Source organism: Haloplanus sp. GDY1, assembly GCF_023703775.1.
Classification (GTDB): domain Archaea; phylum Halobacteriota; class Halobacteria; order Halobacteriales; family Haloferacaceae; genus Haloplanus; species Haloplanus halophilus.
Genome location: NZ_CP098514.1, coordinates 1704133 through 1720320 on the forward strand (window position 1 = coordinate 1704133; position 16188 = coordinate 1720320).

The window sequence follows — 16188 nt, forward strand, 5'->3', positions numbered from 1 at the left end:
GCGGAGCCCCCGTCCGACGCCCGCCGGGAGCGATCCGGGACGCCGTCGACTCCCGCCCGCCGGGGCCGAAGTGTTTTGCGCCACAGGCCGTAGGGTTCGGTATGACGGCCGTTCCCGGACCGGCGTTCCGCGAGTGCCTCGACGCGCTCGACGACGAAGCGTTCGCGGCGTTCACCGCGGCGGCGTACGAGGCCCGCGGGTGGGACGTCGAGCGGACGGACGGGGGCCTGCGGGCGACGCCACCGCGAGCGGAGCGGCCGCGACGGCTCGCGATCAGGGACCCGGAGGACGACCGGGACGCCACGGACGGCGTCGTCGACGCCGCGGCGCTCCATCGGCTGGTCGCCTACGGCCTCGCGCCCGCCGATCGGACGCGTCTCTGCCGGGAGTTCCTCGACCGCGATCCCGAGTCGTTCGAGCGGCGACCGGCGGACGGGACGGCGGACGCGGACGACGACGTGACGAGCGCGGACGACGACGCGACGAGCGCGGACGACGACCGGACGTCCGGCGACGACTCGGCGGGATCGGGCGGGACGCCGGGTCGCGCGTCCGCGGCAGTGGAGGGGGACGGGGACCGGAATCGGGAGCGATCGGCCACCGGGGACGGCGACGACCCGGGCGACGACGGCGGGACGAACGGCGACGGCGACGCGGCCGGCGGTCGACGGAGGCTGGTGCGGCGCGCGACGGCCATCGGACTCGTCGTGGCGTTCGCCATCGGCGTCGGGGTGGCGGCGTTGGGCGCGAGCGACGGCGTGGGAGCGGCGGCCGTCCTCGGCGGGAACGGGGCGGGCGGCGACGGGACGGCGACGAACGCGACGGGACCGAACGCGACGGGACCGAACGCGACGGCGACGAACGCGACGGCGTATCCGCCGGGCGTCGACGAAACCGGCATCACGGACGCGTCAGCGCTGGCCGACGCCCACGAGGCCGTCCTGTCGAACCGCTCCTATCGCCTCCGGGTCACCTACCGCGAGTTCGCCGACGGGGAACTGCGGGGCGTCGCCCACGAGCGTGCGGTCGTCGCGTCGCCGGATCACTACCGGTCGCGCGTGGGCCGACTGGGGACGGTGAACCACGAATCGCAGGTGGTCGCGAGCGGATCGATGTACGCGAACGGGACGGTCGGCTACGTCCGGACGGACGAGGGCGTCCGGCAACGGAGGGAGGGTCGGCCGGCCATCGGCCTGCAGTCGGCCGAAACCGTCGGGTTCGTCGACCGGACCGAACGGATCGTACGGTGGTATCTCAGCGTCGACGATTCCCGGATCGTGGGCCGGACGGAGCGCGACGGGACGACGACCTACCGGATCGCCTTCGCGGACGACCCGTGGCGGGAGTCGCGGAACGTGACCGGGTGGGCCCGCGTCGACGGGAGCGGCCTGGTCCGGGAACTGCACCGCGAGTACACACCGTCGTCGGCGCCGGCGGTACGGATCGAGGTCACCGTCCGCGTCCGGCCCGGCCCGGTGACGGTGACGCGGCCGGCGTGGGCGCCGGCGAACGCGACGTCGGCGAACGCCACCGCGCGGCGGCGGCCGACGGCGCCGACCCGAACCGAGGCGGCGGCCGTCGCGGGGGGCGAATGACCGCCCGGACCCTCCTCGTCGCCGGCACCGCGAGCCACGTCGGCAAGTCGACGGTGGCGGCGGGGCTCTGTCGCCGCCTGACCGACGCCGGCTACGACGTCGCGCCGTTCAAGGCACAGAACATGTCGAACAACGCCCGCGCGGTGCCGCGTGCGGACGGCGAGGGGTTCGGCGAAATCGGCGTCTCGCAGTACGTCCAGGCCCGCGCCGCGGGCGTCCGGCCGACGACCGACCACAATCCGGTGCTGCTGAAGCCACGCGGTGACGGCGAGTCACAGCTGGTGATCGACGGCGAGGCCGTCGCCGACGTACCCCCCGGCGACTACTACGACGGGTGGTGGGGACGGGCGCGGGAGGCGGTCGTCGACGCCCACGGACGACTGGCGGCCGACGCCGACGTGGTGGTCGCGGAGGGGGCGGGCTCCATCGCTGAGATCAACCTCCACGACCGCGACCTGGCGAACGTCGAGACGGCGCGGGTCGCCGACGCCGAGATCCTGCTGGTGGCGGACGTGGAGCGCGGGGGCGTCTTCGCCGCGGTCGTCGGCACCCTCGACCTCCTGCCCGACGACCTCCGGGAGCGGGTGCGAGGGGTCGTGATCACGAAGTTCCGTGGCGACCGGTCGCTGCTCGCGGACGGGGTCGAAACGGTCGAGGAGCGGACGGGCGTGCCCGTCCTCGCGGTCCTCCCCCACGACGATCCCGGCCTCCCGGCGGAGGACAGCGTGAGCCTGCCGGCGCGAGGGGAGCGGGGCGTCGCCGGCGGGGGCGACGGGGTCGGCGCGGACCGGCGCGTCACGGTCGCGGTCCCGCGTCTCCCCCACCTCTCGAACGCGACCGACCTCGAACCGCTGGCGCGGGTGCCGGGCGTCCGGGTGGCGTACACGCCGCTGGACGCCGACCTCTCGGCGGTCGGCCCCCGGGGTCGCCCGGCCGACGCCGCGGTCCTCCCGGGGACGAAGAACACGGTCGACGACCTGCTGGCGGCCCGGGCGGCGGGGCTCGGCGAGCGACTCCGCGCCCTCGACGCCCCCGTGGTCGGCCTCTGTGGCGGCTACCAGTTCCTCGGCGAGCGGATCGAGGGAGCCGGGATCGAGGGGACCGGCGACCGGGAGACGGTGCCGGGGCTCGGCCTCCTGCCGGTCGTCACGCGCTTCTCGCCCGAGAAGCGGGTCGAACCGGCGACGTGGCGCGTCGAGGGGTGCGGGCCGCTGGCCGGCGCCGCGGGGCGGGTCGAGGGCTACGAGATTCACGCGGGCGAGACGCGGGCCGCCGGCGCGGTGCGCACGCCCTTCTCGGCGCCGGACGGCCGGGCGGGCGCCGAACTCGGGGCGGCGCGGGGGGCGGTCCTCGGCACCTACCTCCACGGCCTGTTCGCGAACCCGGCGGCCCGGGAGGCGTTCGTCGACGCCGCCTACGCCGGGTGCGGGCGGGAGCGCCCCGCGAGCACGGCCGAGCGGTCGTCGCCCTACGACCGCGCGGCTGCGCTGGTCGACCGGATCGACCTCGGGGCCGTCGGGGTGGGCGACGCCTGATCGGGGCGGCGACCGAACGTTTAACCCGGGAGATGCGCAACCCCACGCCGATGGTCGAGGCGTTCGCCGTGGCGAGCGGCAAGGGCGGGACGGGAAAGACGACCAGCACGCTCGCCCTCGGCATGGCGCTCGCCGCGGACCACGACGTGACCGTCGTCGACGCCGACACGGGGATGGCGAACCTGCTCTTTCACGCCGGCCTCGACGACGCGCCGGTGACGCTCCACGACCTGCTGATCGAGGGGACGGCGGCCGAGGTGTCCGACGCCGTCTACGAGCGCTTCGGGATGGAGGTGGTGCCCTGCGGGACGAGTCTGGCGGCGTTCGAGGCGGCCGACCCCGAACGCCTGCGGGCCGTGGTGGCGGAACTGGCCGCGGACACCGACGTGCTCCTGCTGGACTCGCCGGCGGCGCTGGGATCGAAGAGCGCCGTCCTGCCCGTCGTCCTCGCGGACCGGACGGTGATCGTCCTCCAGCCGACGATTCCGGCGCTCTCTGACGGTCTGAAGGTCCAGGAGTACGCGCGGTCCTACGGCACCGAGACGGCGGGGACGCTGTTCAACCGCGTCCGCGACGACGAGGGGATCGAACGGGTGGCCGAGCGGGCCGAGGAGTACTTCGGCGGCGAGACGCTGGGGGTGATCCCGGAGAGCGACGCCGCCCGCTCGGCCCGGCAGGCGGGCGAACCCCTGCTGGCACACGCACCGGACGCGCCCGCGTCGCGGGCCTTCCGCGAGGCGGCGAGTCGACTCGACGTGCGCGACGGGGCGAGCGGCGACGTCGCCGACCGCTTCCGGAGCGCGGTCGTCCCGGACGAGGTATGAGGATCCCCCGCGGCGACCTGCTCCGGTCGCGCGTCGTCGACGATCCCGGGACGACGCTGTCGACGGCGCTCGACCGCCGCCTCACCGGCTACGCGGTCTTCGAACCACAGGACGCCCTCCTGCTCGACGACGAAACCCGGGCCGTCGTCACCTTCGAGGACGGGGTGCCGACCCTCGCGTACTGCACCGACACCGACCGGGGCGGCGCGGACGCCCTCGACGACGTGGCCGGGCCGGGACCCTACAGCGTCGACCTCTACGAACTCGCGCCGGCGGATCTGGCCGACGCCCACGAGGACGAGGACCTCCGGGTCCCGCCCGGCCTGCCGGCGGAGCGACTGACCGAGGACCGCGACCTCGTGACGCGAACGCGGGAGGCTGCCCCCGACGAACGCCTCGGCAACGAGGGTACTGAGGCCGTCGAAGCGTTCCTGGACGACGAGGCGGGGATCGAGGCCATCCGCGAACAGGCCCGCGAGGAGGCCCGCGCCCGCGCCGAGGAGTGGGGACTGACCGACGCTCTCGACGACTGACCGGACCAAATGTCAATCTATTGTCGTCGTCTCCGGCCGGGGCGGGGTGCCAGAGACACACACATCTTTATTATTGGCTGACCATAATGTCGGGTAGCGACGGCCGCATCACCATGCAGGAAAATTCACACACTGAGTCCGACGTGACGACGTACGATCCGGCCACCGGGACGTACACCGTCGACTACAGCGAGACGAGCGACATCGAACTGAGCGTCACCGTCGTTCACGCGGTGCTCGAAGCGACGGGAAAGGAGCCGACGGAGGTGAACCTCAACGACGCCATCCAGCCGGACGCGCTGAATCGCCTCTTCGGGGACAAACACGACGGGACGCCCCGCAGCGGCGGGACGCTCACGTTCGCGTTCGCGGGCTGTGAGGTGACGGTGACCGGCGACGGCGAGATCCGCGTGGACCCGGACCCGTAGTCACTCGAGCGACTCGTTCAGGTAGCCGTCGAGGCAGTCGGCGGCCCGCGCGGCCGCGGAGAGCTGGACGCGTTCCTCGGAGCGGTCGAACACCACCAGCCCCGCCTCCGCCAGTCGCGGGACGTGGACCGACGCCAGCGCGGTGAACGCCCGTCGCCGTTCCGCGTCCGTGGGCTCCTCGGCGGCGCTCTCCCGGGCCGCGAGCGCCGACGCCAGCCGATCCAGGGCCGTCCCGCCGTCCTCGAACAGCGAGCGAAGCACGAACCGACGGCGGGGGTTGCGGAGCAGTTCGCGGAGCGCGTCGGCGTCGAGCGCCGGCGGCGTCGAGTCGTCGCCGTCGACCACCGCGTCGAACAGCGGCCGGAGCGTGTCGATCGTCCGCTCGTCGGCCGTCGACGGGTCGGCGCGGACGACCAGCGTGGCGTCCGTCCCCGCGACGGTCTGTTCCAGGAGGTGGAGAAACTGGAACGTCGACTCCAGGCCGCCCGCCTCGACGAACGGGTCGAGCGCGTCGACGTAGACGAGCGTCTCCCGGCCGGTGTCGGCCCAGTCGTCGAGATAGAGCGTGACTGCCGTTCCGAGTCGCTGCAGGTTGCCCGGATCGGACATCGCGGTCACCGTGATGTCCGATCCGGGGAGGGACCGCCGCGACGGCTCGTCGTCGGTCCCGGTCCGAGCGGCCGCGGAGCGGCCGAACTCCGCGAACGTGACCAGGCCGAACGCCGCCGGCAGCGCCCCGCAGTTCGCCCGCCAGTCGTCGACGACGTCCACCACCGACCGCTCGCCGGAGACCACGAGCGCCTCGGCCGAGTCGGGCGTCGCGTCCAGTCGGTCGACTGCGTCGCCCCCGTCGGCGTCCCCCAGCAGCAGCGTCGCCGCCGACCGCTCGGCGGGGCTCCCGTCGCTCGACGAACCACCGTTCACTCCCCCCATAGCGCTGTCGACTTCCTATTGTCACGAGGGGAGTATAAAGATGCGGTAGACGCCGGTGGTCAGGCGTCGTCCCGTCGGTCGAGTGCCGTCCCGTCGCGCGGGCAGTAGTTCACCGACGGATCCCGGGTGGAAAAGTCACAGACCGGACACTCCTCGACGGGCGGGCGGTCGTCGCCCCGACGGAACAACACCGGGACGAACGGCAGGAGGAGGAAGACCAGGAGCGTGTCGAAGTAGTACCACGCGGCGACGCTCACGGCGATGCTCGCGACCAGACCGACGGCGGCCGTCGCGGTTCGCGACCGGACCATACCGGCGGAAGGCGGGTCGCGGGCAAGTGGCTGGCGGTCGTCAGCCGTCGGCCGGCACGCGCTCCCGGGCCGTGTCGGCGTCGCCGGGCGGCCCCACCAGCACGTCGATTCCGGTGACCCACTTCACCCGCTCCCAGCAGTCCGCGTCGGGGACCAGCAGACGGACGGGGCCGCCACGCTCCGTCGGGATCGGATCCCCCGCCAGCCTGGTCGCGAGCAGCGCCGACCGGAGGCGGTCGAGGGCGAACCCGCAGGCGTACTCGGGATCGGTCGTGTGAACCAGGCCGTGGGTCGCGTCGGCCGCGGGGCCGGCCCGGTCGAGGACCGTCCCGACGCGGACGCCGCGCCACGACCGGTCCGGCGCCGTCTCCCCCGCACAGGCCGTCGAGGACGCCATCGACGCGTCGGTCGGGAGGGCGGCGGCCGTGGTCGACAGCGGGTCGTCGACGGCGCCGTCGACGGTCACGGGCCAGCGGTCCGGATCGGCGTCGGCCGGCGGGTCCGAATGCGACATGGGCGCGTGCAGGCAGACCACGGGCTTAACCCTTCGGCCGAGCGCGTTCGGCCCGAACGTGTTCGGGCCAACCGACACCAGCGGCGCGGCCGTGGGAGGGGTATGGACCGCAAACTCGACCTGCGCGAGATGCCCCCGAGCGAGCGCCACCCCAAGATCCACGACGCCTTCGACGACCTCGAGTCGGGCGAGACGCTGACCATCGTCAACGACCACGATCCGAAGCCGCTGTTCTACGAGTTCGAGGCCGAACGCGACGCGTTCGACGCCGAGAACTACCACACCGAACGCCGCGGCCCGAACGAGTTCGTGGCGAAACTCCCGAAGCGGTAGCCGGGCGGCCCGGGGCGTCCCCGAGACGAAAGATACAACGGGACCTAATTAGATGTAATTACCAGCATGGCCGATCCGACAGTTCGGTCGACGCCGGTGGTCCCTCGGGGCGTCGACTACCTGCTCGCGGCGATGGGCGTCGCGCTCTTCGGCGGCATCGCCGTCGGCGTCGTCTCCGCGCTCCCGCTACAGGTGACCGCCGCCGGCGGATCGCTGTTCGCGACGTGTCTGCTCGCCGTCGGGCTGGTTCGCTTCCCCCGGAACTGATCACCGGCGGCGAACGGCGACGACGGCGGCGAGCAGGGCCAGGCCGCCCACCGGAACGAGCGGGACGTCGAAGGGCCCCACGACCGGCACCGGCACCGAGACGCTGGCGCCCAGGGGGTCGGGGATCGGGACGACGACGCCCAGAATCGGGATCCGGAAGCCCGCCGGGGCCTCGTCGTCGGGCACGTCGGCGTCGCCGTCGCCGTCGCCGGGGGCGGGGAGGGGCGTCGGCCGCGGGTCGGCCTCGCTCGCCGTCGGCGCCGGGTCCTCCGCGGGGGCGGTCACGGTCGTCTCGTTCAGATACTCCTCCCCGCTCGCGTCGCGGACCCGGACCCTGACGCGCGTCTCGTCGCGGGCGCCCTCGAGTCGGGTGCCGAAGGACCCGTCGGCCCCGACGTCGACCGGTCGGATGTCGACGATCCGCCCGGTGTCGGGGTCCAGCGTCTCGACGCTCGCGCCGGCGACCTGTCCGCCAGCGATGCGGCCGGTGACCGAGACGGTCCGCCCCTCGACGTAGCCGGTCCCGCGGTCGCCGATGGTGATGTTCGGGGCGAGAAACGTCGAGAGCGCGTAAGTCCGGAGCCGTTCGTTGAGCGCGGTGTCGTTCGCGCCGACGGTGACGCTGTCGGCGCCGGCCGGGTGATAGACCGTCGTGTCGAAGCCGACGCGCTTCCGGTCGGCGTCGGGCACCGTCGGCTGCCGGTACACCACGCGGTGACGGACGACGAGTTCGTTCTCGTCCTCGCGGACCTGGACGGTCGCCTCGTCGTACACCGAACAGAGCTCCTCCTCGTCGTCGATCTCGAGTTCGGTGGTCGCCGCACAGAGGTTCCTCCCGTCGAGGCTCTCGATGTCGACGTCGGTCGCCACCTCGTCGAGCGTCAGGACCGTCTCGTCGACCCAGACGTCGTGGACCTGGACCGAATCGCTGACCGTGCCCTCGACGTGGAGCCGCGTCGGCGACACGTAGCGAACGTCGGTCACGTTCACCGTCGGGGGCGTCCCGTCGTCGACGGTGACGACGACGTGGTAGACGGCGACGTTCCCGAGGACGTCCTCGACGGCGACGCGGAGGTAGTTGGACCCGAGCGCGAGCGTCACCGTCTCGTTGAACGAGTCGCCGGGTGAGGGGAGGAGGTGCCGGTCGAGCCGTTCGGGATCGGCGTCGTCGTCGACGCCGTCGGTCGGAATCGACAGCGCGGGATGGATCGGCGCCGTGTCGACGGGGTCGTAGGCGAACTCCTCGTCGTCGTCCGCGGACCGCCCGCCGACGGGGGCGTACTCGTAGGCGTGGTCGATCCGGACGGCCCGGATCGCCGAGTGGTCGTCGATGGTGCCCGCCACGGTCAGCGTGGAGTTGGCGACTGTCAGTTCCGGCACCGCGTCCGTGGCCGTGGACGTCGGCGTCTCGTCGACGACGAACAGCGGCGTCCGGCCGTCGAGTCGGTCGAGCGTCTCGGTGTCGTAGCCGACCGGCCCGCCACGGAGCGGCGGGGCGAACGTGACCGAGGGCGCGCGGTCGTCGCGGACGACGGTGGCGGAGTAGGTCGTGACGTCGCCGGCCCTGGCGACCACCGTGATCCGGTGGTCCCCGTTTCGCAGGTCGAGGACGAGGTTGCGCTCGACGGTCCGGGTCGACGGCTCGAAGACGTGTCGCGTCTCGCCGTCCACCCGTATCTCCACCAGTCGGATCGTCTCGCCCTCCGGGGCCGTCGCCGACACGCTCAGCCACGGGTCGGCGGACGTGTGATGGACCTCGCCGAGGGCGAGCGGCGCCCCGTCGACGGTGACGGTCACCGACGGCGGCGACTCGGCCTGGGACTGGGCGGCGACCGGCCCGAGCGACGCGACTCCGGCGACGACCAGTACGGCGGCGACGACGACTGCGTTCCTCATGGGGGGACCCTCGGTCGGACACGTGGACGGGACGGGTTATGAGTGGTGTGGCCCAATTATCAGCGCGTGGAGTCGGACGACCCCGGCGTCGGGCGCGCGCCGAGTTCCACCTCGACGGTCCGCTCGCTCCCGTCGCGGAGGACCGTCAGCGAGACGGCATCGCCCGGACGGGTCCGGAGGGCGAGGTGGCTCCCGAGCGCCTCCGTCGTGTCCGTGGCCCTCCCGTCGATGGCCAGCACCACGTCGCCGCCGACGGGGACGCCCTCGCCGTCGATCAGTTCCGGGTCGCTGGACCGGAGCGCACCCGCGGCGGGGCCGCCCGGCGCCACGTCGACGACCAGCAACCCCCGCGGTTCGTCGAGGTCGTTCGCCGCCGCGAGCCGCGGCGTCACTGGCGTCAGCGCGACGCCGAGGAAGGCGTGTTCGAACGAGCCGGTTTCGATCAGCGCGGGGAGCACCCGCCGGGCGAGGGCCGCCGAGATGCCGAAGGCGATGTCCTCGCCGCCGCCGGAGTTGATGACGGCGACGACCCGGCCGTCGAGGGCCGCCAGCGGCCCGCCGCTGTTGCCCGGGTTGACCGCCGCGTCCGTCTGGATGGCGTCCGGGATGCTGTAGCCGGTCGGGGCCGGAATCGAGCGGTCGACGCCGCTGACGATTCCGGTCGTGACCGAGCCGTCGAGGTCGAAGGGGTTGCCGATGGCGACCACCTCCTGCCCGACGACCGCGGGGTCCTCGGCCAGGTCGAGCGGCGAGGACGCCTCGGGCAGGTCGTCGACGGCGACGACCGCCAGGTCGCTGTTCGGGTCCGTGCCGACGACGTCGCCCTCGTGCCACCGCCCCTCGCTCGTCCGGAGATCCACGGCCGACGCCTCGCCGACGACGTGGGCGTTCGTGACGACGTGGCGCCGGTCGTAGACGAACCCCGTGCCGCTCCCCGCGTCCGTCCGGACCAGGAGGACCGAGTCGATGGCGTCGCGGTAGACCCGAGTGTACGGGCTGACCGACGACGCGTCGTCCGCGGCCGTCGGCGGCGACGCCCCACAGCCCGCGACGCCCGCGGCCAGCGCGAGGCCGCCCGCCCGGAGGAACCGCCGTCTGCTCGTGTCCGAGTCGACCATCACCGACCCTGGGGGGCACGGCGGAAAGTAGGTTTGGGTCGTCACCCCTCGACCAGCCGCCGCAACTGCTCGGGCGGGACCGCACCCCGCGCCGCGTGGCCGTCGTACGCGAACGTCGGCACCCCGGTGACGCCCCGCTGCTGGGCCGTCCGGAACAGGTCGTCGACCCGTGCGAACAGCGACTCGTCGTCGAGGGCCTCGCGGACGACCGCCGGATCGAGGCCCGCGGCCTCGGCGCAGTCCGCGAGGACCGCGGCGTCGCCGACGTCCCGGCCGTCGATCCACAGCGCCTCGAAGACCGCCTCGTCGAACGCCAGCCACGTCTCGTAGGGTTCGACCTCCCGCACGCGGTAGGAGGCGGCCTGTGCCGGCCGGGAGTCCACGTCGGTCGCGATCTCCTGGGCCAGGTCGACGTCGTATTTCTCGCTCAGGCGGCGGACGTTCTCCCGGGCCTGCTCGTAGTACGCCTCGTCTTTCCCGTCGTCGGCCGAGTGGTCGATATCGCCGTCGGGGCCGCGCTTCCCCGCGCGGAGGTCGAAGGGTCGCCAGTCGATCTCCAGGGGGTCCTCGCGCTCGGCCTGATACCGGGCGAGGGACTGCCGGCCGAGGTAACAGAACGGGCAGACGTAGTCGGAGTAGACCGTGATGCGCTCGCGGGCCTGCGTGTCGCTCATGGCCACCCTACCGGCGCCGGGTACAAGAGTGCGACCCGGCTGTGACGCGTGGGCGCACGACCCCGGCAGGGGGCCGAGCCGTCACTCGACGACGACGGCCCCCTTCATCCCCAGCGCCCGGTGGGGCGTACAGACGTACCGGTAGGTGCCAGCCGACGAGAAGGTGTGTTCGAAGGTGAACCCCTCCTCGGTGGAGCGGTCGCTCTCGAAGGCGCCGCCTTCGGCGGCGACGTCGTGCTGGGCGCCCTTCCCGGTCCACTCCCAGACGACCGTCGTCCCCGTCGAGATCCGGATCGCCGGCGGGTCGAACGCGTAGGCGCCGCCGTTGCCCTGGGCGCCGACGGCGACGGTCACCTCGCCGCTCCCCGTCTCGTCGACGACCCCGTCGTAGTTGCCGACGTTCGAGAACCAGCCGTCGAAACCCGCGGGGGCGTCGCCGCTGCCGGCCCCGGCGGTGTCGGTGGCGGTGCCGCCACCGCCGTCGCTGCTCCCGTCGTCGCTCCCGCCGCCCTCGTCGCCACCGCCACCGCCGCTCCCGCCGCCCTCGTCGCCACTGCCACCGCCACCGCCACCGCCGCTCCCGCCGCTACACCCGGCCAGGGCGGTGAGGCCGCCGAGGGCGAGCGCGCTCGTCGACAGTACGACCGACCGACGCGTGAGCCGTTCGGGTTCGGACATCGTCCCGCGTCGTTCATCGCGTCGGTCGGACGCGAGGGTTCGGGCGAACGGGTTCGGGTCGGTTACCGGACGCTGGGAACGGGGGCCGCCGTCACTCCTCGTCGTCGAGCAGTCCCATGTCGTCGGCGACGAGGTCCGCGAGGCGGTCGGCGACGGCGGGGTCGACCTCCGCGACCGCCTCGCCGTCGTGGACGCTCTCGTTGTGTCGCTCGACCGCGTCGGCCACCGCCGACAGCGACACCCGAGTCGTCGTCTCACACGCCGAGCAGATGATCGGCACCGTCGGATCGTCGTCGGTCATCGATGCGTCCCCTCGCACCCCGGAGTGAAAAGGACGGGGGACGACGGCGCTACGGATCGTCGGGGGCGTCGCCGGCGACGGGTCGAAACGGCGCCAGCGGACCGTCTCAGTCCCCGTCCTCGCCGCGCGCCCGTTCGAACATCGCGAGCGCCCGCTCCCGTCGCTCGCCGTGGTCGACGATCGGTGCCGGGTAGTCGGGCGCCGCCTCCCGGCGCCGCGCCGGCGACAGGTCGTGCCAGTCGTGGATCAGCTCCGGATCGACGCCCCGGAGTTCGGGGACGTACTCCCGGATGTACTCGGCGTCGGGGTCGTGGCGCTCCCCCTGCGTCATGGGGTTGAAGATGCGGAAGTAGGGCTGGGCGTCCGTCCCCGTGGAGGCGGCCCACTGCCAGCCGCCGTTGTCGTTCGCGGGGTTGTGGTCGACGAGCTTCCGCCGGAACCAGTCGTACCCCTCCCGCCAGTCGATCAGGAGGTCCTTCGTCAGGAAGGAGGCGACGATCATCCGCACGCGGTTGTGCATCCACGCCTCCGCGCGCAACTGGCGCATCCCGGCGTCGACGATGGGGTAGCCCGTCTCGCCGTCCGTCCACGCCCGCAGGGCCTCGGGGTCCTCGCGCCACTCGATGGGGTTCTCGTACTCGCGGTAGTTCTCCGTCACCACCTGGGGGTCGAAGTAGAGGACGTGGTGGTAGAACTCCCGCCAGGCGAGTTCGCCGCGGAACGTCTCGACGGCCTCGCGGGCGTCCTCGTCGGGCGCCGTCTCGCGGGCGCGCACCACCCGGTCGTGGACCGTCCGGACGCCCACGGTGCCGTGGGTCAGGTGCGGCGAGAGCCGCGAGGTGGCGTCCGCGGCCGGGCGGTCCCGCGCCGCCTCGTACCGGTAGATGGGCCCCGAACAGAAGTCGTTGAGGCGGTGGCGGGCTTCCTCGTACCCGCCCGGGGGAACCGTCGCCTCGGGGTCGTCGAAGCCCAGGTCGGCGAGCGTGGGGATGGGCGTCTCGGCGTCGACGTCGGCGAGGCGGTCCGCGCCCGGCGCCGACACCGAGGGGGACTTCTCCCGGTCGCGCCACTTCTTCCAGAAGTAACTGTAGACCGAGTAGGGGTCGCCGTCGTTGGTGGTGATGGAGCCGGGTTCGTGGTGGAGGTGGTCCTGGACGACCCGGGTCTCGACCCCCGCGTCGGCGAGGCGGTCCGCGACCCGGTCGTCGCGCCGGCGGCCGAGCCCGGAGTAGGCCTGCGCCCACGACGCCGCGTCGGCGCCGTGCTCGTCGGCGAGACGGGCGAGTTCGGCCGGCGCCTCGCCGCGGACCACCACCAGGTCGCTCTCGCGGGCGCGGTACCACTCCCGGAGGGCGGCGAGGCTGTCGCGGACGAAGGCCACCCGGGGCGGCGCGGCGTGAGTCAGGATCCGCGGGTCGAACACGTACACCGGAAGGATGGGATCGTCGTCGCCCGTCACCAGGGCCAGGTTGTCCGAGGGGCGGAGGTCCGTCCGGTGCCAGTGGAGGCGCATACGGGGCGGTGGGAACGGGTCGGCATAAATGCTCGATCCGTCGAGCCGGGTGACGAATCGAGACTTTCATACGTTCACGGACACGTCATCCGACAACGGAGACCCCGCTAGTGCGCAGTCAGTCGCCGAACCTCGCCGAGAGAGACGTGCTCGCGACGTACGAACGCGAGGGAGACGAAACGCTCGAGATGGCCATCGCGAGGGCGTTCCGGCGGGCCGGCATCGACGTGATGGAGCGAGACGTCCCCTTCCACGAGATGGTCGACGTGGACGCCCTCCGGGACCTCCACCGGGGACCCCACCCGACGCCGATCCGGACCACGCTCGTGCTCTACGACCACCCCGTGACGATCACCGGCGAGGCGGTCCGTGTCTACGCGCCGACCGACGCGGAGTGATCGGCGGGCGGACCCGTTCCGGCCGGTCGCCCGAGCGGCGGTCGACGGCACCGACTCACGGCCGGCAGTATTAGGCCCCCGCAGCCCCGCGTGACGGTATGACGCGCGAAGCCGTGACCGTCGGCGACGTCGACGTGCCCGCGGTCGGACTCGGCACGTGGCGCCTGCGCGGCGACGACTGCCGTCGGGCCGTGGAGACGGCGCTCGAACTGGGGTACCGACACGTCGACACCGCGCAGGCGTACGACAACGAACGACAGGTCGGCACCGCGATCGAGGGGAGTTCGGTCGACCGCGAGGACGTCTTCCTGACGACGAAACTCGACGGGGGCAACCGGAGCCGCGAGGCCGTCCACCGCTCGGTCGACCGGAGCCTCGACCGACTCGACACCGACTACCTCGACCTCCTCCTGATCCACTGGCCGAACGGCAGACCGCCGTTCTCGCCGGTTCGCCTGCCCGGCGCCACCCCACTTTCGGAGACGCTCGCGGCGATGGCCGACCTGGTCGCCGACGGCCGGGTCCGCCGGATCGGCGTCTCGAACGTCGGAGTCCGCGGCCTCGACGAGGCGCGGTCGCTCTCGGACGTGCCCATCTTCGCGAACCAGGTGGGGTTCAACCCCTATCTGGAGCGGCGGAACCTCCTGTCGTACTGTCGCCGGCACGACGTCCTCCTGACCGCCTACAGCCCCCTGTGTCACGGGGGCGTCCTCGACGACGAGGTGCTCGCGGCGGTCGGCCGGACGTACGGCAAGACCGCGGCACAGGTGGCGATCCGGTGGGTCGTCCAGCACGAGGGCGTCCGGGCGATTCCGAAGGCGACGGGCCGCGACCACCTCCGGGCGAACCTCGACGTGTTCGACTTCGAACTGACGGAGGCGGAGATGGAGCGGATCCGGCGGCCGTCGAAACTGCGGGCGCTCGCGGCGGCCGCCCGCTCGCGGCTGTCGGGCTGACCGGAAACCACGTGACTGAAGGTGGCGGTGGGCCGAGCTACGGGGGATGGAGAACCGACCCCGGTCGGTCCGGACGGCTCGCGAGCCCGACCCCCCCGACCTCGACCGGTACGCCGGCTACGACGACGGCGACGAGCGCGTCGTCTGTGACCGGCGGGACGCCCGGGCGTGGATCCGATCCGACACGGTCGTCACGCTCGATCCCTAGCCGCGCCCGCTCGGATCGTGACGTGGGCCTCGTCGACGGCCGTGACGACGCCGTCGAGCGTGGCGTGGTGGGCGTTGCTGATGCCGTCGCCCGGCGTGGCGATCATCTCGCCGCGGGCGACCCGGTCGCCGGGCGAGACGATGGGGTCGGCCGCGGAGACGGGACCGAGCGAGGGGTTGGAGACCAGCGGAACGTGGACGGTGTCGGGGTCGAGCCCCGAGGGCGTCGACTCGTGATCGCCCGCCCAGTCGCGCGCGTCGAGGACGTCGATCCGGTCCGCGCCCAGCGTGTGTCCCGCGGCCGTCTCCCGGTCCACGACCAGGACGCCGTTCGTGCGCTTCGTGACGCGGAGCGTCTCGGGCGGGCCGTCCACCCGGAAACACCAGCCCGGACCGCCCTCCAGGAGCAACTGGTCGTCGGGGACGGCCTCCACCGGGAGGCCGGCGGCGTCGAGCAGTCGCCCCGCGGGGGTGCCGACGGGCACGTCGAGAAAGCGGTGACGGGGGACGTCGCCGGCGACGTGGACGTACTTCCGGGTCACGGGCGTCCCCGAATCGAGCGCCCGGTGGAGGTTCGCCAGCGTCTCGACGTTCTGGACGATCCAGCCGTGATCCATGGGGAGGTCCTCGCCCGCGAGGACGGTACCGTCGACGACCCGGAGGAGGACGCTCTCCATGCCGTACTCGTACCGGTCCCCGGTGTACGCGAAGACGACGCCCGACTCCGCGTCGGCGTCGAGCGGGAGGTCCTCCGGCAGGTAGACCGTCGCGTCCGCCGCGGCTTCGAGCGGGCGAAGCCAGTCCCGATCCGTCAGTTTGGGGGCGACGACGACGGTTTCGAAGGCCGACTCCAGCAGCGCGTCGAACAGGGTCGCGAACTCGGCCGCCCGCTCGCGGCCGAGCCACTTGTCCATGTAGTAGACCGGTTCGCTCTCCTGGTGGTTGACCAGGAGGTGATCCGCGTCGTCCAGTCGCCGCCACTTCGCGTACGTCGGGAAGCCGCTACCGCCCGCTCCCGCGACGCCGGCGTTCCGGATCGTCGTGGCGAGTTCGGGGGTCGTCGCCCCGTCGAGGCGAGGGAGACTCATCGGTTCGGAGGCGTGCATACTGTTACCAAATATCTATATTAAACTATCGTCTTATTTCCCTTCGACAGTTGTGGAAGGAGATCGGA

At 72.9% G+C, this 16188-nt stretch carries 20 protein-coding genes; 10 read left to right on the plus strand and 10 right to left on the minus strand.

The annotated features are described in order from the left end of the window. Nucleotides 1–101: 101 nt before the first annotated feature. The 5 genes from NBT67_RS09050 to NBT67_RS09070 all read left to right on the plus strand — a co-directional run bounded on the left by NBT67_RS09050 (nt 102) and on the right by NBT67_RS09070 (nt 4915). The gene (locus NBT67_RS09050) at nt 102–1595 is read left to right on the plus strand and encodes a hypothetical protein (RefSeq protein WP_251341392.1); all 1494 of its coding nucleotides are present in this window, start codon (nt 102–104) and stop codon (nt 1593–1595) included. Continuing rightward, nucleotides 1592–3130 carry a cobyric acid synthase gene (locus tag NBT67_RS09055; RefSeq protein WP_251341393.1) on the plus strand — a complete coding sequence of 513 codons (1539 nt, stop codon included), beginning with the start codon at nt 1592–1594 and terminating at the stop codon, nt 3128–3130. Before NBT67_RS09050 ends, NBT67_RS09055 begins: the two co-directional genes overlap by 4 nt. 50 nt (nt 3131–3180) lie before the next feature. Further along, nucleotides 3181–3954, plus strand: a complete 774-nt coding sequence (locus NBT67_RS09060; RefSeq protein WP_251341394.1) for a nucleotide-binding protein — start codon at nt 3181–3183, stop codon at nt 3952–3954. Further along, nucleotides 3951–4487, plus strand: a complete 537-nt coding sequence (locus tag NBT67_RS09065) for a DUF8054 family protein (RefSeq protein WP_251341395.1) — start codon at nt 3951–3953, stop codon at nt 4485–4487. The genes NBT67_RS09060 and NBT67_RS09065 overlap by 4 nt, the downstream gene beginning before the upstream one ends. 113 nt (nt 4488–4600) lie before the next feature. Beyond that, a complete protein-coding gene (locus tag NBT67_RS09070; protein ID WP_251341396.1) occupies nt 4601–4915 on the plus strand; it encodes a HalOD1 output domain-containing protein in 315 nt (104 codons plus the stop codon). Here NBT67_RS09070 and NBT67_RS09075 read toward each other — a convergent pair whose 3' ends face one another. The 3 genes from NBT67_RS09075 to NBT67_RS09085 are packed head-to-tail and all read right to left on the minus strand — an operon-like array spanning nt 4916 to nt 6673. After that, the gene (locus NBT67_RS09075; protein WP_251341397.1) at nt 4916–5848 is read right to left on the minus strand and encodes a DUF7504 family protein; all 933 of its coding nucleotides are present in this window, start codon (nt 5846–5848) and stop codon (nt 4916–4918) included. Nucleotides 5849–5907: 59 nt separating this feature from the next. Continuing rightward, a complete protein-coding gene (locus NBT67_RS09080) occupies nt 5908–6159 on the minus strand; it encodes a hypothetical protein (RefSeq protein WP_251341398.1) in 252 nt (83 codons plus the stop codon). A 40-nt stretch (nt 6160–6199) separates the two neighbouring features. Further along, a complete protein-coding gene (locus NBT67_RS09085) occupies nt 6200–6673 on the minus strand; it encodes a molybdopterin-dependent oxidoreductase (protein WP_251341399.1) in 474 nt (157 codons plus the stop codon). A gap of 102 nt (nt 6674–6775) precedes the next feature. On the opposite strand from NBT67_RS09085, the gene NBT67_RS09090 reads away from it, so the two are divergent. Together NBT67_RS09090 and NBT67_RS09095 are read left to right on the plus strand one after the other, a co-directional pair. Next, entirely contained in the window at nt 6776–7006 is a 231-nt protein-coding gene (locus NBT67_RS09090; protein WP_251341400.1) for a DUF2249 domain-containing protein, read from the plus strand. Nucleotides 7007–7072: 66 nt separating this feature from the next. After that, nucleotides 7073–7273: a DUF8015 family protein gene (locus tag NBT67_RS09095; RefSeq protein WP_251341401.1), complete on the plus strand. Its 201-nt coding sequence runs from the start codon at nt 7073–7075 to the stop codon at nt 7271–7273. Here NBT67_RS09095 and NBT67_RS09100 read toward each other — a convergent pair whose 3' ends face one another. The 6 genes from NBT67_RS09100 to NBT67_RS09125 all read right to left on the minus strand — a co-directional run bounded on the left by NBT67_RS09100 (nt 7274) and on the right by NBT67_RS09125 (nt 13453). Then, a complete protein-coding gene (locus NBT67_RS09100; RefSeq protein WP_251341402.1) occupies nt 7274–9169 on the minus strand; it encodes a hypothetical protein in 1896 nt (631 codons plus the stop codon). A gap of 59 nt (nt 9170–9228) precedes the next feature. Beyond that, nucleotides 9229–10287: a S1C family serine protease gene (locus NBT67_RS09105; RefSeq protein ID WP_251341403.1), complete on the minus strand. Its 1059-nt coding sequence runs from the start codon at nt 10285–10287 to the stop codon at nt 9229–9231. 41 nt (nt 10288–10328) lie between these two features. After that, complete coding sequence (locus NBT67_RS09110) at nt 10329–10961, minus strand: DsbA family oxidoreductase (RefSeq protein ID WP_251341404.1); 633 nt, start codon at nt 10959–10961, stop codon at nt 10329–10331. An 81-nt stretch (nt 10962–11042) separates the two neighbouring features. Beyond that, nucleotides 11043–11639 carry a halocyanin domain-containing protein gene (locus NBT67_RS09115; protein ID WP_251341405.1) on the minus strand — a complete coding sequence of 199 codons (597 nt, stop codon included), beginning with the start codon at nt 11637–11639 and terminating at the stop codon, nt 11043–11045. Nucleotides 11640–11730: 91 nt separating this feature from the next. Beyond that, nucleotides 11731–11940, minus strand: coding sequence for a DUF8149 family protein (locus NBT67_RS09120; RefSeq protein ID WP_251341406.1), 210 nt, complete (start codon nt 11938–11940; stop codon nt 11731–11733). Nucleotides 11941–12046: 106 nt separating this feature from the next. Then, entirely contained in the window at nt 12047–13453 is a 1407-nt protein-coding gene (locus NBT67_RS09125; RefSeq protein ID WP_251341407.1) for a cryptochrome/photolyase family protein, read from the minus strand. Between the two features lie 110 nt (nt 13454–13563). On the opposite strand from NBT67_RS09125, the gene NBT67_RS09130 reads away from it, so the two are divergent. The 3 genes from NBT67_RS09130 to NBT67_RS09140 all read left to right on the plus strand — a co-directional run bounded on the left by NBT67_RS09130 (nt 13564) and on the right by NBT67_RS09140 (nt 15015). Further along, entirely contained in the window at nt 13564–13851 is a 288-nt protein-coding gene (locus tag NBT67_RS09130) for a hypothetical protein (protein WP_251341408.1), read from the plus strand. 98 nt (nt 13852–13949) lie between these two features. Continuing rightward, the gene (locus NBT67_RS09135; RefSeq protein ID WP_251341409.1) at nt 13950–14807 is read left to right on the plus strand and encodes an aldo/keto reductase; all 858 of its coding nucleotides are present in this window, start codon (nt 13950–13952) and stop codon (nt 14805–14807) included. Nucleotides 14808–14853: 46 nt separating this feature from the next. Further along, a complete protein-coding gene (locus NBT67_RS09140; RefSeq protein WP_251341410.1) occupies nt 14854–15015 on the plus strand; it encodes a DUF7331 family protein in 162 nt (53 codons plus the stop codon). Here NBT67_RS09140 and NBT67_RS09145 read toward each other — a convergent pair. Beyond that, the gene (locus NBT67_RS09145; RefSeq protein WP_251341411.1) at nt 14999–16102 is read right to left on the minus strand and encodes an NADH dehydrogenase subunit; all 1104 of its coding nucleotides are present in this window, start codon (nt 16100–16102) and stop codon (nt 14999–15001) included. The genes NBT67_RS09140 and NBT67_RS09145 overlap by 17 nt on opposite strands. Between the last annotated feature and the right edge of the window lie 86 nt (nt 16103–16188).

What these genes read in the sequence shown, in the direction of transcription:
- NBT67_RS09050 (WP_251341392.1), top strand. Translation starts at nt 102, where the DNA reads ATGACGGCCGTTCCCGGACCGGCGTTCCGCGAGTGCCTCGACGCGCTC.
- NBT67_RS09055 (WP_251341393.1), top strand. Translation starts at nt 1,592, where the DNA reads ATGACCGCCCGGACCCTCCTCGTCGCCGGCACCGCGAGCCACGTCGGC.
- NBT67_RS09060 (WP_251341394.1), top strand. Translation starts at nt 3,181, where the DNA reads ATGGTCGAGGCGTTCGCCGTGGCGAGCGGCAAGGGCGGGACGGGAAAG.
- NBT67_RS09065 (WP_251341395.1), top strand. Translation starts at nt 3,951, where the DNA reads ATGAGGATCCCCCGCGGCGACCTGCTCCGGTCGCGCGTCGTCGACGAT.
- NBT67_RS09070 (WP_251341396.1), top strand. Translation starts at nt 4,601, where the DNA reads ATGCAGGAAAATTCACACACTGAGTCCGACGTGACGACGTACGATCCG.
- NBT67_RS09075 (WP_251341397.1), bottom strand. Translation starts at nt 5,848, where the DNA reads ATGGGGGGAGTGAACGGTGGTTCGTCGAGCGACGGGAGCCCCGCCGAG.
- NBT67_RS09080 (WP_251341398.1), bottom strand. Translation starts at nt 6,159, where the DNA reads ATGGTCCGGTCGCGAACCGCGACGGCCGCCGTCGGTCTGGTCGCGAGC.
- NBT67_RS09085 (WP_251341399.1), bottom strand. Translation starts at nt 6,673, where the DNA reads ATGTCGCATTCGGACCCGCCGGCCGACGCCGATCCGGACCGCTGGCCC.
- NBT67_RS09090 (WP_251341400.1), top strand. Translation starts at nt 6,776, where the DNA reads ATGGACCGCAAACTCGACCTGCGCGAGATGCCCCCGAGCGAGCGCCAC.
- NBT67_RS09095 (WP_251341401.1), top strand. Translation starts at nt 7,073, where the DNA reads ATGGCCGATCCGACAGTTCGGTCGACGCCGGTGGTCCCTCGGGGCGTC.
- NBT67_RS09100 (WP_251341402.1), bottom strand. Translation starts at nt 9,169, where the DNA reads ATGAGGAACGCAGTCGTCGTCGCCGCCGTACTGGTCGTCGCCGGAGTC.
- NBT67_RS09105 (WP_251341403.1), bottom strand. Translation starts at nt 10,287, where the DNA reads ATGGTCGACTCGGACACGAGCAGACGGCGGTTCCTCCGGGCGGGCGGC.
- NBT67_RS09110 (WP_251341404.1), bottom strand. Translation starts at nt 10,961, where the DNA reads ATGAGCGACACGCAGGCCCGCGAGCGCATCACGGTCTACTCCGACTAC.
- NBT67_RS09115 (WP_251341405.1), bottom strand. Translation starts at nt 11,639, where the DNA reads ATGTCCGAACCCGAACGGCTCACGCGTCGGTCGGTCGTACTGTCGACG.
- NBT67_RS09120 (WP_251341406.1), bottom strand. Translation starts at nt 11,940, where the DNA reads ATGACCGACGACGATCCGACGGTGCCGATCATCTGCTCGGCGTGTGAG.
- NBT67_RS09125 (WP_251341407.1), bottom strand. Translation starts at nt 13,453, where the DNA reads ATGCGCCTCCACTGGCACCGGACGGACCTCCGCCCCTCGGACAACCTG.
- NBT67_RS09135 (WP_251341409.1), top strand. Translation starts at nt 13,950, where the DNA reads ATGACGCGCGAAGCCGTGACCGTCGGCGACGTCGACGTGCCCGCGGTC.
- NBT67_RS09140 (WP_251341410.1), top strand. Translation starts at nt 14,854, where the DNA reads ATGGAGAACCGACCCCGGTCGGTCCGGACGGCTCGCGAGCCCGACCCC.
- NBT67_RS09145 (WP_251341411.1), bottom strand. Translation starts at nt 16,102, where the DNA reads ATGAGTCTCCCTCGCCTCGACGGGGCGACGACCCCCGAACTCGCCACG.